Source organism: Paraburkholderia diazotrophica (genome assembly GCF_900108945.1).
In the GTDB taxonomy this organism is placed as follows: Bacteria; Pseudomonadota; Gammaproteobacteria; order Burkholderiales; family Burkholderiaceae; genus Paraburkholderia; species Paraburkholderia diazotrophica.
Window position 1 is genome coordinate 294678 of sequence record NZ_FNYE01000002.1, and the last position, 14581, is coordinate 309258.

Sequence of the window (14581 nt, forward strand, 5' to 3'; positions counted from 1 at the left end):
ACGTGCGTGCCTCGCAACACTGAATGATCGTTTATGGTGCAGACATGCAGCCGCCACGCTCCGGCGTGGACGGCTTTGGTGCGTACGCCCGTGGCCCAAGCCTGCAAACACTCTAGCAACGATCCCGAGGGCGCGCTACCGCTCGCGAACGGAACTGGCCATCCGGACAAGTAAACGCGCAAACCCTTGTGCCATAAGGCCCGGCGGGAGTGTGCCACAAACATGGCATGGACGTTGCTGTTACTGCCGCGCGCACCGGCGGGACGCCGTCTGGAGATGCGCCTTTGCTGCGGTTCCGGGGGCTGAGACCGAAAGCACGGCGCAAGGCAAATGCAAGTCACGCAACGGGTTGAGTCACTACAGCGAGGATTTCATGAAACTCATTACCGCAATCATCAAGCCGTTCAAGCTCGATGAGGCGCGCGAAGCCCTGTCGGCCATCGGCGTCTCGGGCATTACGGTGACGGAAGTGAAGGGGTTCGGACGTCAGAAGGGCCACACGGAGTTGTATCGGGGAGCGGAATACGTCGTCGACTTTCTGCCGAAGGTGAAGATCGAAGCGGCCGTGTCGGACGACATCGTCGACCAGGCGATCGAAGCTATCGAGCGGGCGGCGCGGACGGGCAAGATCGGTGACGGGAAGATCTTCGTCACGCCGATCGAACAGGTGATTCGTATTCGTACCGGCGAGACCGGCGCGGACGCACTGTAAAAAACAGCGACAAGAGGAAACTGAAGATGCGTAAATTATTGATGTCCCTGCTGATGGCCGGCTCGCTGCTGTCGGTCGGCATCGGCGCTGCCCTCGCGGATGACGCGTCGGCGCCTGCCGCGGCTTCCGCCCCGGACACGACGGCGAGCGCGCCGGCTTCGTCGGACGCTGCCGCGGCGCCCGCTGCGAGCGCGCCTGCTGCGGACGCCTCCGCGGCGCCTGCCGCCAGCGCTCCCGCTGACGCATCGGCAGCGGCGGCGGCTTCGGAAGCGGCGCCCGCTGCGCCGACGGCACCGTTTTCGGTCGATTCGTCGAAGCTCAACTCCGGCGATACCGCCTGGATGCTGACCTCGACGGCACTCGTGCTGTTCATGACGATCCCCGGTCTCGCGCTCTTCTACGCCGGCATGGTCCGCAAGAAGAACGTGCTCGCGACCGTCATGCAGAGCTTCGCGATCACCTGTCTCGTGACGGTGATCTGGACGGTGATCGGCTACAGCCTCGCGTTCACGCCCGGCGGCTCGTTCCTCGGCGGCTTCTCGCGCGTGATGCTGCACGGCATGGCCTTCATCAAGGGCGACAAGGCGACGACGCTCACCGTCAGCCACCTCGCGCCGACCATTCCGGAATCCGTCTATTTCGTCTACCAGATGACGTTCGCGATCATCACGCCGGCGCTGATCACGGGCGCATTCGCGGACCGCATGAAGTTCTCCGCGATGCTGATCTTCATGACGCTGTGGTCGATCATCGTCTACTCGCCGATCGCGCACATGGTCTGGGAACCGACGGGCTGGCTGGCTAGCGCGGGCATCCTCGACTTCGCGGGCGGCACGGTGGTGCACATCAACGCGGGTGTCGCGGGCCTGATCTGCTGTCTCGTGCTCGGCAAGCGCACGGGCTACGGCAAGGACTCGATGGCGCCGCACAACCTCGTGCTGACGATGATCGGCGGCTCGATGCTGTGGGTGGGCTGGTTCGGCTTCAACGCGGGTTCGGCAGTGGCAGCGGACGGCCGTGCCGGTTTCGCGATGCTGACGACGCAGGTTGCAACGGCCATCGCGGCACTCGGCTGGATGTTCGCGGAATGGATCGCGAAGGGTAAGCCGTCGGTGCTCGGCATCGTGTCGGGCGCGGTGGCGGGTCTGGTGGCGATCACGCCGGCGTCGGGCTTCGTCGGCGTGGGCGGCGCGCTCGCCATCGGCCTGATCGCGGGCGTGGTCTGCTTCTGGTCGGCCACGTGGCTCAAGCACAAGATGGGCTACGACGACTCGCTCGACGCATTCGGCGTGCACTGCATCGGCGGTATCGTCGGCGCGATCCTGACGGGCGTGTTCGCCGTCAAGGACATCGGCGGCTTCGACGGCAGCGTCATCCTCCAGCTGAAGGGCGTTCTGACGACGCTCGTCTACAGCGGCGTGATCAGCTTCATTCTGCTGAAGATCATCGACGTGACGATCGGCCTGCGTGTGACGGAAGAAGAAGAGCGCGAAGGTCTGGACGTGATCCTGCACGGCGAGCACGTCGAGTAAGGCAGGCGTCTCCCGGCAACGGGATTTGCAAAAGGTTTAAGCACAGCGACTTTGGCCCGCCTTCATGGCGGGCTTTTTTCGTGCTGCGGCAGTTCGTCCCAGCCGCGCGGCGATCGCGTGGCAGGCCACGACATGCCCGCGACCGCGCGCCGCAATCTTGTCTCACAAACAGCAGATTTTCCGGCTATCGTTGATATAGGGAGAATGCATCCACCCACAGCTTGCGAATGGAGAAAGCGTCCCCAAATGGGCAGGGCAATTGCTCTACAATCTTTTTTCTCCAGTCTGCGAGTGATCAATGGTTCCGCATTTAGTTACGGCGTTAAACGGTCCGCTGCTCGATCTCGAGCGGAAGATCCTCGACGCGACGCCCGCCATCGAACGCTGGTTCCGCCTCGAATGGCAGGAGCACACGCCGCCGTTCTATTGCTCGGTCGATCTGCGTAACGCCGGCTTCAAGCTCGCGCCCGTCGACACCAACCTTTTTCCCGGCGCGTTCAACAATCTGCCGCAGGAAACGCTGCCGCTCGCCGTGCAGGCGGCAATGGCGTCGATCGAAAAGATTTGCCCGGACGCGAAGAATCTGCTCGTCATCCCCGAGCGTCACACGCGCAATGAGTTTTACCTGGAAAACGTCGCGCGGCTCGCGACGATCATGCGTCAGGCGGGCTTGAACGTCCGCTTCGGCACGCTCGACGAAAGCATCGTCGGGCCCGTCACCATTTCGCTGTCCGACGGCCAGAAAATCGTGCTGGAGCCGCTGGAGCGCTCGGCGCGCCGGATCGGGCTGAAGAACTTCGATCCGTGCTCGATCCTGCTGAACAATGACCTGTCGGGCGGCATTCCCCCGGTTCTCGAAAACCTGCACGAGCAATATGTGCTGCCGCCGCTGCACGCCGGCTGGGCTGTGCGCCGCAAGTCGACGCACTTCTCCTGCTACGACGACGTCGCGAAGAAGTTCGCGAAGATGGTCGAGATCGATCCGTGGATGATCAATCCGTACTTCGCGCATGTCGAAGGGGTCGATTTCGAGGCGCGCACGGGTGAGGAAGCGCTCACCGACGCGATCGACGGCGTGCTGAAGAAGATCGCGAAGAAGTACCGCGAGTACGGTATTTCGGAAAAGCCGTATGTCGTCATCAAGTCGGACGCGGGCACCTACGGCATGGGCGTGATGACGGTGCACGACGCGTCGGAAGTGGCCGCGCTCACGAAGCGCGAGCGCACCAAGATGGCGACCACGAAGGAAGGGCTCGAAGTGCACGACATGATCGTGCAGGAAGGTGTCTATACGTTCGAGCGCATCGGCGAAGAAGTGGCCGAGCCCGTCGTGTACATGATCGACCGGTACGTCGTGGGCGGCTTCTATCGCGTGCATGGCAGCCGCGACCGCGACCAGAACCTGAACGCGCCGGGCATGCACTTCGTGCCGCTCGGCTTCGAGCATACGGCGCTCCCCGATGCGCATGCGAAGCCGGGCGCCGCGCCGCCGAACCGCTTCTACATGTATGGCGTGGTCGGGCGGCTTGGGCTGCTGGCGGCGTCGGTTGAACTGGAAAAGACTGATCCCGAGGCAATCCAGGTCTGACGGCGGGCGCGCCCGTTGCTTGCGCCAGGGCGCGCAAGCCCGTCGCGTGAACGTGACGCGAGCGGGCGCGCGGCAAGCACGTCGGGCGCACTCACGGTAGGCTGTTGCCCCGGCGAAATCGAATGCCGCCGGACGGGCACGCAGACGCACGGCATCGGCGCGTTTGCCGTACGCTATAACGAACAACGCGCGGCCCGCGAGGGCGCATCAGGAACTCCATGGATATTCTCTTCATCGCCGACCCGCTTTCCCGCTTCAAGATCTACAAGGATTCGACCTACGCGATGATGGCCGAGGCCGCGAAGCGCGGCCACACGCTTTATGCATGCGAGCCGCAGCATCTGGCGTGGACGGGCTCCGGCGTCGAGGCGAACGTGTACCGCTTTGAGATCGTCGGCGATCAGTCGGACGGCCATCGCGATGTCTGGTACGAGGCGCAGCCCGTCGAAGCGCGCGCGCTGGCGGGCTTCGGCGCCGTGCTGATGCGCAAGGATCCGCCGTTCGACATGGAATACGTGACGTCGACGTGGCTGCTCGAACTTGCGGAACGCGCGGGCGCGCGCATCTTCAACAAGCCGCAGGCGATTCGTGACCACTCGGAAAAGATGGCGATCGGCGAGTTTCCGCAGTTCGTCGCGCCGACGCTCGTCACGCGCGATCCAGCCCGTCTGCGCACGTTCCATGCAGAGCACGGCGACGTGATCCTGAAGCCGCTCGACGGCATGGGCGGCATGGGCGTGTTCCGCGTGAAGGCGGACGGCATGAATCTCGGCTCGATCGTCGAGATGCTGAGCCACGACGGCGCGCGTTCGGTGATGGCGCAGAAGTTCATCCCCGAGATCAAAACGGGCGACAAGCGCATTCTGCTGATCGGCGGCGAGCCGGTGCCGTATTCGCTTGCGCGCATTCCGCAGGGCAGCGAGGTGCGCGGCAATCTCGCAGCGGGCGGTCTGGGCGTCGCGCAACCGCTGACGGCGCGCGATCGGGAGATCGCCGAAGCGCTCGGGCCGGTGCTGAACGCGCGCGGTCTGTTGCTCGTCGGGCTCGATGCGATCGGCGACTGGCTGACGGAAGTGAACGTCACGAGTCCGACGTGCTTCCGCGAGATCATGGATCAGACGGGGTTCGATGTCGCGGCGATGTTCATCGATGCGCTAGAGAAGGCCGTCGGTTGAAGCGGCGCTCGTGCGCCGCCATGTTCTGCAATGAAGGCAACGAAGGTTCGCGCTGTCGGCCTGCCAGGCGTGAAAAGGCCGAAAGCGCGAAAATGAGGCTGTTACAATGCCCGCTCGCCCGATAGCGGCCCGCGAGGGTCAGCATGATCCGGCCCCTTGGCGGCCCGATCTCAGGCGAGTTCGATGGGCCTCGTTTCCCGCCTGCCGCGCCGGCTTTCCATCTGACGCGCGGCGCACGGGAAGCAGGGCAGCGATTTCCGGGCGGTTTTCTGCAGCAAGGCTGACATGGCAGGCATTCTGATCATTGCGCACGCTCCCTTCGCCACGGCGCTACGCGAGTGTGTCGCGCACATTTACGGCGGCTTGCCCGCCCGCATCGGCGTCATCGACGTGTCGCCCGATTGCGATCCCGTACAGGTCGTTTCATCCGCTTATGCGGAGATCGACAGGCTCAAGGAAGAAAACGGCACGCTCGTGCTGACCGACATGTTCGGCGCGACGCCGGCGAACATTGCTGGCCGGCTTGCGTCCCTTCCCGATGTACGCGTGCTGGCGGGCGTCAATCTGCCGATGCTGGTGCGCGCCGTCTGCTATCGCGCGACGCCGCTCGACGTGCTCGTCGACAAGGCACTGGCGGGCGCGACCAAAGGCATTCAAGCCGTTGGACCGGCGACGCCGCCGCCTGCCGTTCCCGTCGCGAGCACGGCTGATTGCATTCCCGCATTGCCGCCGGACAAGGCGCTTGCCGAAGCCTGCAAGGCCGGCAACGGGTCCGGTTGCGATTCAAACGACGCGTGAGCGCCGCATCATCATCTGCGACACGGCAAGCGCGCCGCGTGCGGTGGGTTTTCCGTTTACCTCGATAACTTCAACACCAGCGCATCGGAACAACACATGCTGCAACAGGAAACGACGATCGTGAACAAGCTGGGGCTGCACGCTCGCGCGTCGGCGAAGCTGACGCAACTTGCCGCCAACTTCCAGGCGGAAATCTGGATGAGCCGCAACGGCCGGCGCATCAACGCAAAGAGCATCATGGGCGTGATGATGCTGGCAGCGGGCATCGGCAGTACGGTGTTGATCGAGACGGAAGGCGAGGACGAGAAGGAAGCGATGGACGCGCTGCTTCAACTGATCGCCGACAAATTCGGCGAAGGCCAATAAGGAAACTTAAAAATCCGCTTCCGCTTTCGTTCTGGAAGAGACGCCGCGCGATGTCGCGGCGTTTTCTTTTTGACGGTCGCATTTTGCCTGTCGATCGGACGCGGCTTGCTGCCGGCTTGCTACACCTTCGCGCCGCCGCGCGTCTTCCGAAGACCGATGTTGCGCCGACGTATGCCCGGCGCAGCGCACGACAAGCCGGGCGACGGCATAGCGCTCGAAGGCGCGTGCCTCAAGATGCTGCGCTGCACAGCACCGTGGCGCGTTTCGGAATTTATAATGATCGGCGGGGTCTGAGAGCACTGCAGCGGTTTGCCGCGGCATCACACAACTAGAGGAGGTGCGCGTGTCGTTCACGCTGCATGGAATTCCCGTGTCACGCGGTATCGCCATCGGGCGGGCATATCTGATCGCCCCGGCTGCGCTGGATGTCGACCACTATCTGATCGAGCCCACCCAGATCGAGGACGAGGTGGAGCGCTTTCGCGCGGCTCAAAAGGTCGTGCATCAGGAACTCGACGAACTGCGCGCCGATCTGGCTGCCGACGCGCCCACCGAAATGGGCGCGTTTCTCGACGTACATTCAATGATCCTGAACGATGCGATGCTCGTTCAGGAAACCATCGACCTCATCCGCACCCGCCGCTACAACGTCGAATGGGCGTTGACGGAACAGCTCGAACGCCTGACGCGCCACTTCGACGAAGTCGAGGACGAGTATCTGCGCGAGCGCAAAGCCGATATCGAACAGGTGGTCGAGCGCGTGCTGAAGGCGCTTGCGGGCGCGACGGGCTCACTCGTCAGCATCCACGGGCGTTGCGACGAAATGATCGTGGTCGCGCACGACATCGCGCCCGCCGACATGATGCAGTTCAAGACGCAGACCTTCCAGGGCTTCGTCACGGATCTGGGCGGCCGCACGTCGCATACGGCGATCGTCGCGCGCAGCCTCGGGATTCCCGCGACGGTCGGCGTTCAGCACGCGAGCGCGCTGATCCGCCAGGACGATCTGATCATTGTCGACGGCGATCATGGCATCGTGATCGTCGATCCGGCGCCGATCGTGCTCGAAGAGTACTCGTACCGGCAGAGCGAGAAGGCGCTTGAGGCGCGCAAGCTGCAGCGCCTGAAGTTCTCGCCGACGCAGACGGTGTGCGGCACGCGCATCGAGCTGTGCGCGAACATCGAGCTGCCTGAGGACGCGCAGTCGGCGCTCGACGCGGGCGCGACGGGCATCGGCCTGTTCCGTACCGAGTTCCTCTTCATGAACCAGAAGCATGGGATGCCGGAAGAGGAAGAGCAGTTCACCGCCTACAGGCGCGCAGTCGAGCTGATGAACGGCATGCCCGTGACGATCCGCACGATCGACGTCGGCGCGGACAAGCCGCTCGATTCAATCGGCGATGAATACGAAACGGCACCCAACCCGGCGCTCGGCCTGCGCGCGATCCGCTGGAGCCTGTCCGAGCCGCATATGTTCCTCACGCAGTTGCGCGCGATCCTGCGCGCGTCGGCGTTTGGTTCGGTGAAGATTCTGATTCCGATGCTCGCGCACGCGCGCGAAATCGACCAGACGCTCGATCTGATCCAGGAAGCCAAGCGCCAGCTCGACGATGCAGGACTCGCCTACGACCCGAACGTGCGCGTCGGCGCGATGATCGAGATTCCCGCTGCGGCGATCGCATTGCCGCTGTTCCTGAAGCGGCTCGATTTCCTGTCGATCGGCACCAACGACCTGATCCAGTACACGCTCGCAATCGATCGCGCCGACAACGCCGTTGCGCATCTGTACGATCCGCTGCATCCCGCTGTGCTGCATCTGATTGCGTTCACGCTGCGCGAGGCGAAGCGGGTGGGCGTGCCGGTATCGATCTGCGGGGAAATGGCGGGCGATCCGTCGCTGACGCGTCTGTTGCTCGGCATGGGGCTGACGGAATTTTCGATGCATCCGAGCCAGTTGCTGCTCGTGAAGCAGGAGATCCTGCGCGCGCATCTGAAAACGCTGGAAAAGCCCGTCGCCGATGTGCTTGCGGCTTTCGAGCCGGAAGAGGTGCAGTCGGCGCTGGAACGGGTCGCGCGGGCCTGATGTGTAGTGTTTGTTCGTTCGGGCGCTCCGGCGTCGTCGTCGAGCGCCCGGAATGAAACGAGTCGTTGAAGCGGCTCTTTCTTATGACTGATGGGATCGATGGCGCTCGCCGCACACGGGACAATCCCGCTGGCGCGCGATGCGCATCGTGTTCCACTCCATCCGCAGCGAATCGAGCATCATCAGGCGGCCGACCAGCGGCTCGCCGACGCCCGCAATCACGCGCAGCGCTTCCGCCGCCTGCATCGCGCCAATGATGCCGACCGTCGGCGCAAACACACCCATCGTCGAGCACGCGACTTCCTCGAACGGTTGATCCTCCGGAAACACGCACGCGTAGCACGGCGAGTCGTCGTTGCGGAAATCGAATGTGCTGATCTGGCCGTCGAAACGCAGCGCCGCGCCCGATACGAGCGGCACGCCGTGCGCGACGCACGCGCGATTGATCGCGTGGCGCGTCTCGAAGTTGTCCGTGCAGTCGAGCACGACAGTCGCTTGCGGCACGGTGCGATCGAGCCACGCATCGTCGACGCGTTCGGCCACCGCGTTCACTTCGACATCCGGATTCAATTGCGCGATCGCATCGCGTCCCGATTCGACCTTCAGCCGTCCCACCGACTTCGTGACGTGCAGGATCTGCCGCTGCAGATTGGTGAGGTCGACGGTATCGGCGTCGACGAGCGTCAGCTTGCCGACACCCGACGCCGCCAGATACATCGCCGCCGGCGAGCCCAGGCCGCCCGCGCCGACCACGATCGCATGCGCGTCGAGAAAGCGCTGCTGAGCTTCGATGCCGAGTTCGTCGACAAGGATATGACGGGAATAGCGCAGAAGTTGATCGTCGTTCATGGCGGGGCGCGGCATGTGTCGTATGTGCGCGCTGGCTCGAGAGGGGAAGCGGCGCGGTTCTCGTTATTCTAATCGCGCGGAGGAAGGTGTCTTCGCGGCGCGGGCCGCGAAGACACCGGGCATGCCGTAGCGCTTACTTGGTCGGCGTAGCAGGTTGCGAAGCAGGCGCCGTTGCCGAAGCGGGCGCCGCCGGGCTCGACGCCGTCGGCGTGGCGGGCAGCGCGGGCTTCACGGCGACGGGCGCCGAAGCCGATTGCGCCGGCTTGTTCTGCGCGAGACGCCGCTCCATCAGCGACTTCGATTCGACCACCTGCTTGCCTTCGAGCTTGTTCAGGCCCTGCTGCAGCATGAAGTCGTCAGTGGAACCGAACTCGATCGGCTTGCGATCGCGATCTTTCGCGCGCTGTTCCGGCGACTTCTTGTCGTTCTGCTCTTCGAGTTGACGCAGCTGGTCCATGCGCTCCTGCTCGCGCTGTTCCTGTTCCTTCTTCTCGTTCGGGTCCTGCGTGTTCGCAAGGTGATTCGAGTAGTCGACTTCGCGTGTGACGAGTGCGTCGTCGGGATCGCCGTCCGCGTACTGATCGACCGCGATATCAGGCCGAATGCCCTTGTTCTGGATCGAGCGGCCGCTCGGCGTGTAGTAGTACGCCGTGGTCAGACGCAGTGCGGTATCCGCCGTCATCGGACGCACGGTCTGCACCGAGCCCTTGCCGAACGTCGTCTTGCCGACGATCATCGCGCGATGCTGGTCCTGCAGCGCGCCCGCGACGATTTCCGACGCCGACGCCGAGTAGGCGTTGGTCAGCACGATCATCGGCACGGTCTTGAAGATGGGCGGCAGATTCTTCAGCGGATCGCCGTCGAAGGACGGCAGACGATAGTTGTCGAAGGTGTCGCGGTAGACCTGCTTCGAATCCGGAATCTGGCCGTTCGTCGACACGACGACGGAATCCGGCGGCAGGAACGCGCCCGCGACGCCGACGGCACTTTGCAGCAGGCCGCCGCCGTTATTGCGCAGGTCGAGGATCAGGCCCTTCAGGTTCGGCTGCTGGCGCGCGATGTCCTGCAGCTTCGCGGCGAGATCAGGCGTCGTGCGTTCCTGGAAGCTCGTGATGCGCACGTACGCGTAGCCCGGCGCGAGAATCTTCGACTTCACGCTCTGAACCCGGATGACCGCGCGCGTGACCGTGAGCGGGAACGTGCGGTCGTCGGTCTTGCGGAAAATGGTGAGCGTGACCTTGGTGCCGGGCTCGCCGCGCATCTGCTTGACGGCTTTATCCAGCGTCATGCCGCGCACGGGCTTGTCGTTGATGCGGGTGATCAGGTCGCCCGGACGAATGCCGGCGCGGAACGCGGGCGTGTCCTCGATCGGCGAGATGACCTTGATCAGGCCGTCTTCCTGCGAGATCTCGATGCCGAGGCCCGCGAAGCGGCCCTTGGTCTGCTCCTGCAGCTCTTCGTAATCGGTCTTGTCGAGATACGACGAGTGCGGATCGAGGCTCGACACCATGCCCTTGATCGCGGACGTCAGCAGCTTCTTGTCGTCGACGGGTTCCACGTACTCATGCTTGATCTGCCCAAAGACTTCGGCGAAGAGCCTCAACTGGTCGAGCGGCAACGGCGCGGACGCGGGTTGCTGGGCCGAGGCGCTCAGTTGCAGGGTTGCAAAAACGCCGGTAGCGAGGCCCGCGGCGATAAGGCCGATGTTTTTCAGGTTCTTTCGCATAGAGTATGTTGCGGTCGGATGCGGGTGGCAGCGTCAAAGGAAAAGGACGGACAAGTATAACGTGACGCTCGCACGGCCCGTACCTGAGGGTTGATCGGGATTCGACAGCGATTGCGCAGCCAGGTTCTAAGGATCGCTGGCACGGGCGGGAAGCAATGTGCGCTGGCGGACGTCCGCAGAGCCAAAAAACGGCCTGAAGCGTGCCACATTTGCCGATACCGTTGCGTGCGCACCGGTATCGATTGCCGGAGCGTTGTCTGCGACGGCTTCATCATGCGGCATCGGGATGGCAGGAACATGGCCCATACGTGGCAATGCCGTCAGGAAAGAGCAGCCGTGAATCATGGGGCGCGCGAGCGTGGGAAAGAGCGGAAATCACGTGAAAGCGCCGGAAAACCATGAAAAAAACGGCTCGCCGCGTGTCGCGGAGAGCCGTGGCGATGTCCGTATCAGCCCGCCTTGCCCTGTTTGGCGACAGCGGCTTGCGCCTTCGCGATCGCTTCCTGGTCGCCGAGGTAGTAGTGCTTGATCGGCTTCAGGTCTTCGTCCAGCTCATAGACGAGGGGCACGCCGTTCGGAATGTTCAGGCCGACGATGTCCGAATCGGAAATGTTGTCCAGATACTTGACCAGTGCGCGGATCGAGTTGCCGTGCGCGGCGATCAGCACCTTGCGGCCCGACTTGATCGCGGGCGCGATCGATTCGTTCCAGATGGGCATCACGCGCGCCACCGTGTCCTTCAGGCACTCGGTGAGCGGCAGCTCCTCGCGCGGCACTTTCGCGTAGCGCGGGTCGTTGTACGACGTGCGCTCGTCGGTCGGCTCGAGCGCGGGCGGTGGCGTGTCGTAGCTGCGGCGCCAGACCAGCACCTGGTCGTCGCCGAACTTCGCCGCCGTTTCGGCCTTGTTCAGGCCCGACAGCGCGCCGTAGTGGCGTTCGTTGAGGCGCCACGAGTGCACGACGGGCAGGTACATCAGGTCCATCTTGTCCTGCACGTGCCACAGCGTGCGGATCGCCCGCTTGAGCACCGAGGTGTACGCAATGTCGAACGTGTAGCCCGAGTCTTTGAGCAGCGTGCCTGCCTGCTGCGCTTCGAAGTTGCCCTGTTCGGTCAGGTCGACGTCGACCCAGCCGGTGAAGCGGTTTTCCTTGTTCCACGTCGATTCGCCGTGGCGGATGAGAACGAGTTTGTACATGTCGTGCCGGTCGGTAGTAAGGAAGCGGTAATCGGGGCGAAATCGTGGCGCCATCGCAGCCAGCTGCTGGCGGTCGCCATCGCGTCAGACGGTTATTTTATAATGGTCGGATTGCCCTTTCCGGTTTAACCCGATTTCTTCCTTTTTTCCGGCGGATCTTCCGTGAAGTTTTTCACCGATTACACGAACCTTGTACTGATCGCGGTCGCCCTCATCTCCGGGGCGTTGCTCCTATGGCCGACGATTTCGCGCCGCGGACGCGGCGGCCTCTCGGCGGCTTCCGCCACGCAGCTGATCAACCGGCGCAACGCCGTCGTCGTCGACCTGCGTCCCGCAGCGGACTACGCGAAGGGACACCTGCCGTCGGCGCGTCACGTCGAGTTTGGCGAGCTGCAAGCGAAAGTGGGCCAACTCGTGAAGAATAAGAGCAACCCGGTGCTGCTCGTTTGCCAGAACGGACAGCAGTCGAACAAGGCGGCACGCATCGTGCGCGACGCAGGCTACGCGGAGGTGCACGTGCTGGAAGGCGGCGTCGACGCCTGGCAGCAAGCGGGCATGCCCGTCGTCAAACAAGGAGTTGCGAAGTGAACAAAGTGATCATGTACAGCACGCAGGTGTGCCCGTATTGCCAGATGGCCGAACGTCTACTAAAGTCGCGCGGCGTCGAGCACATCGAAAAGGTGCTGATCGACAAGGACCCGGCGCGCCGTCAGGAAATGATGACGCGTACGGGCCGTCGCACGGTGCCGCAGGTGTACATCGGCGACACGCACGTCGGCGGTTATGACGATCTGTCCGCGCTCGATCGCGCGGGCGGTCTGACGCCGCTGCTCGAAGCTGCCGCGTAACGAGGCAGTTGCAAGAAGGCGGCTTCGATGCGCCAATCGCACGTCTTGCGCGCCGCGTCCCATCGCGGCACGCGGTCGCGAACAACAGAAGGTCGGGCAATACGGCTGCAACGTCTGTACTGACCGGTTTGATGCCGTCCCTCGGGGCGGCACGCAGCACAAGAGATCTGGCGGCAACCGTCCGCCGCAACGAAATTTAGGGAGTAGAACCATGTCCGACGAGAACAACCAGCCGTTCTTCAATATCCAGCGCATCTACCTGAAAGACATGTCGCTCGAGCAGCCGAACTCGCCGGCTATTTTCCTCGAGCAGGAAATGCCGTCGGTCGAAGTCGAAGTCGATGTGAAGGCCGAGCGTCTCGCGGACACGGTGTTCGAAATTCTCGTCACGGGCACGGTGACAGCAAAGGTCAGCGACAAGGTCGCGTTCCTGATCGAAGCGAAGCAGGCTGGCATTTTCGACATCCGCAACATCCCGGCCGAACAGATCGATCCGCTCGTCGGCATTGCATGCCCGACCATCCTGTTCCCGTATCTGCGCTCGAACATCGCTGACGCGATCACCCGCGCAGGCTTCCCGCCCATCCATCTCGCCGAAATCAACTTCCAGGCGCTGTACGAGCAGCGCATCGCGCAGATCGCTGCGCAGGAAGGCGGCGCGCAGAGCACCGCCAAGCACTGACGCATGCAGGCGGTGCCGGGTATGAAGGTCGCCGTTCTCGGCGCCGGTGCATGGGGCACCGCACTCGCCGGCCATCTGGCCGCGCGGCACGATACGGTGCTCTGGGCGCGCGATGCCGCGCTCATCGCCGAACTCTCCACATCGCACGAAAACGCCCGCTATCTGGCGGGCGTCAAGTTGCCGCCCACGCTTCGCTTCGAAGCGAATCTCGATGCCGCACTGGATCACGCGCTCGCCGATGACGCGCTGTGCGTGATCGCGACGCCCGTGGCGGGCTTGCGCACGATGCTGCGCACGATGCGCGACTCGGGTAAGGTGCCGGCGCATATCGCGTGGCTCTGCAAGGGCTTCGAAGCGGATACGCAACTGCTGCCGCATCAGGTCGTCGCGCAGGAGTTGAGCGGGCACACGAGCAATGGCACGCTGTCCGGGCCTAGCTTCGCACGCGAGGTCGGGAAGGGACTGCCCGTCGCATTAACCGTGGCGAGCGCGTCGGCGGCGTGTCGCGAGCGGACCGTCGCGGCGTTCCATCACGGCGCGATGCGCATCTATAGCGGCGACGACGTGATCGGCGTGGAAGTCGGCGGGGCGGTGAAGAACGTGCTCGCGATCGCGACGGGCATCGGCGATGGCCTCGGGCTCGGTCTGAACGCGCGCGCGGCACTCATCACGCGCGGTCTGGCGGAAATGGCTCGTCTGGGCGCGGCGCTCGGCGGCCGCGCCGAAACGTTCACGGGTCTCACCGGCCTCGGCGACCTCATCCTGACGGCGACGGGCGATCTGTCGCGCAACCGCACGGTTGGCATGCAGCTCGCAAGCGGCCGCTCGCTCGACGATATTCTCAACGCGCTCGGGCATGTCGCCGAGGGCGTGCGCTGCGCCCGCAGCGTGCTCGCGATCGCGCAGGCCAATGGTATCGACATGCCGATCACGTCGGCCGTCTGCGATGTTCTCTTCAACGGCGTGGCGCCGCGCGATGCCGTAAATGCATTGCTGCGCCGCGACGCCAAGGCCGAGTAGAAACGC

General features: G+C 63.9%; 14 protein-coding genes. 11 read left to right on the forward strand and 3 right to left on the reverse strand.

The genetic code is table 11. From position 1 onward, the window contains the following. Positions 1 to 373: 373 nt before the first annotated feature. The 7 genes from BMW76_RS04015 (at position 374) to ptsP (ending at position 8254) form a co-directional block, all read left to right on the forward strand. Positions 374 to 712 (forward strand): P-II family nitrogen regulator, encoded by a 339-nt coding sequence (locus BMW76_RS04015; protein WP_020566534.1) that lies wholly within the window; start codon positions 374 to 376, stop codon positions 710 to 712. A 26-nt stretch (positions 713 to 738) separates the two neighbouring features. Beyond that, on the forward strand, positions 739 to 2244 hold the full coding sequence (locus BMW76_RS04020; RefSeq protein WP_090863218.1) for an ammonium transporter: 1506 nt from the start codon (positions 739 to 741) through the stop codon (positions 2242 to 2244). A 298-nt stretch (positions 2245 to 2542) separates the two neighbouring features. Next, entirely contained in the window at positions 2543 to 3832 is a 1290-nt protein-coding gene (gshA, locus tag BMW76_RS04025) for a glutamate--cysteine ligase (protein ID WP_090863221.1), read from the forward strand. A gap of 218 nt (positions 3833 to 4050) precedes the next feature. Further along, on the forward strand, positions 4051 to 5007 hold the full coding sequence (gene gshB, locus BMW76_RS04030; protein ID WP_090863224.1) for a glutathione synthase: 957 nt from the start codon (positions 4051 to 4053) through the stop codon (positions 5005 to 5007). Between the two features lie 285 nt (positions 5008 to 5292). Next, positions 5293 to 5805 carry a PTS sugar transporter subunit IIA gene (locus BMW76_RS04035; RefSeq protein ID WP_090863227.1) on the forward strand — a complete coding sequence of 171 codons (513 nt, stop codon included), beginning with the start codon at positions 5293 to 5295 and terminating at the stop codon, positions 5803 to 5805. Between the two features lie 96 nt (positions 5806 to 5901). Next, positions 5902 to 6171, forward strand: coding sequence for an HPr family phosphocarrier protein (locus BMW76_RS04040; RefSeq protein WP_090863230.1), 270 nt, complete (start codon positions 5902 to 5904; stop codon positions 6169 to 6171). 343 nt (positions 6172 to 6514) lie between these two features. Continuing rightward, positions 6515 to 8254: a phosphoenolpyruvate--protein phosphotransferase gene (ptsP, locus tag BMW76_RS04050; RefSeq protein ID WP_090863235.1), complete on the forward strand. Its 1740-nt coding sequence runs from the start codon at positions 6515 to 6517 to the stop codon at positions 8252 to 8254. Between the two features lie 81 nt (positions 8255 to 8335). Here the strand turns inward: ptsP and BMW76_RS04055 are convergent, their stop codons facing one another. The 3 genes from BMW76_RS04055 to gpmA form a co-directional block, all read right to left on the reverse strand. After that, entirely contained in the window at positions 8336 to 9103 is a 768-nt protein-coding gene (locus tag BMW76_RS04055) for a HesA/MoeB/ThiF family protein (RefSeq protein ID WP_090863607.1), read from the reverse strand. A 133-nt stretch (positions 9104 to 9236) separates the two neighbouring features. Then, the gene (locus BMW76_RS04060) at positions 9237 to 10829 is read right to left on the reverse strand and encodes a S41 family peptidase (protein WP_090863238.1); all 1593 of its coding nucleotides are present in this window, start codon (positions 10827 to 10829) and stop codon (positions 9237 to 9239) included. A 449-nt stretch (positions 10830 to 11278) separates the two neighbouring features. Continuing rightward, a complete protein-coding gene (gpmA, locus tag BMW76_RS04065) occupies positions 11279 to 12025 on the reverse strand; it encodes a 2,3-diphosphoglycerate-dependent phosphoglycerate mutase (protein WP_090863241.1) in 747 nt (248 codons plus the stop codon). Positions 12026 to 12187: 162 nt separating this feature from the next. Here gpmA and BMW76_RS04070 point away from each other — a divergent pair, with 162 nt between their 5' ends. The 4 genes from BMW76_RS04070 to BMW76_RS04085 all read left to right on the forward strand — a co-directional run bounded on the left by BMW76_RS04070 (position 12188) and on the right by BMW76_RS04085 (position 14575). Then, positions 12188 to 12613: a rhodanese-like domain-containing protein gene (locus tag BMW76_RS04070; RefSeq protein WP_090863244.1), complete on the forward strand. Its 426-nt coding sequence runs from the start codon at positions 12188 to 12190 to the stop codon at positions 12611 to 12613. Beyond that, entirely contained in the window at positions 12610 to 12873 is a 264-nt protein-coding gene (gene grxC / locus BMW76_RS04075; RefSeq protein ID WP_090863247.1) for a glutaredoxin 3, read from the forward strand. The genes BMW76_RS04070 and grxC overlap by 4 nt, the downstream gene beginning before the upstream one ends. Before the next feature lie 211 nt (positions 12874 to 13084). Then, the gene (gene secB / locus BMW76_RS04080) at positions 13085 to 13555 is read left to right on the forward strand and encodes a protein-export chaperone SecB (RefSeq protein WP_090863249.1); all 471 of its coding nucleotides are present in this window, start codon (positions 13085 to 13087) and stop codon (positions 13553 to 13555) included. A gap of 21 nt (positions 13556 to 13576) precedes the next feature. After that, positions 13577 to 14575, forward strand: a complete 999-nt coding sequence (locus BMW76_RS04085; RefSeq protein ID WP_090863609.1) for an NAD(P)H-dependent glycerol-3-phosphate dehydrogenase — start codon at positions 13577 to 13579, stop codon at positions 14573 to 14575. Positions 14576 to 14581 lie beyond the last annotated feature (6 nt).

What these genes read in the sequence shown, in the direction of transcription:
- BMW76_RS04015 (WP_020566534.1), top strand. Translation starts at nt 374, where the DNA reads ATGAAACTCATTACCGCAATCATCAAGCCGTTCAAGCTCGATGAGGCG.
- BMW76_RS04020 (WP_090863218.1), top strand. Translation starts at nt 739, where the DNA reads ATGCGTAAATTATTGATGTCCCTGCTGATGGCCGGCTCGCTGCTGTCG.
- gshA (WP_090863221.1), top strand. Translation starts at nt 2,543, where the DNA reads ATGGTTCCGCATTTAGTTACGGCGTTAAACGGTCCGCTGCTCGATCTC.
- gshB (WP_090863224.1), top strand. Translation starts at nt 4,051, where the DNA reads ATGGATATTCTCTTCATCGCCGACCCGCTTTCCCGCTTCAAGATCTAC.
- BMW76_RS04035 (WP_090863227.1), top strand. Translation starts at nt 5,293, where the DNA reads ATGGCAGGCATTCTGATCATTGCGCACGCTCCCTTCGCCACGGCGCTA.
- BMW76_RS04040 (WP_090863230.1), top strand. Translation starts at nt 5,902, where the DNA reads ATGCTGCAACAGGAAACGACGATCGTGAACAAGCTGGGGCTGCACGCT.
- BMW76_RS04055 (WP_090863607.1), bottom strand. Translation starts at nt 9,103, where the DNA reads ATGAACGACGATCAACTTCTGCGCTATTCCCGTCATATCCTTGTCGAC.
- BMW76_RS04060 (WP_090863238.1), bottom strand. Translation starts at nt 10,829, where the DNA reads ATGCGAAAGAACCTGAAAAACATCGGCCTTATCGCCGCGGGCCTCGCT.
- gpmA (WP_090863241.1), bottom strand. Translation starts at nt 12,025, where the DNA reads ATGTACAAACTCGTTCTCATCCGCCACGGCGAATCGACGTGGAACAAG.
- secB (WP_090863249.1), top strand. Translation starts at nt 13,085, where the DNA reads ATGTCCGACGAGAACAACCAGCCGTTCTTCAATATCCAGCGCATCTAC.
- BMW76_RS04085 (WP_090863609.1), top strand. Translation starts at nt 13,577, where the DNA reads ATGAAGGTCGCCGTTCTCGGCGCCGGTGCATGGGGCACCGCACTCGCC.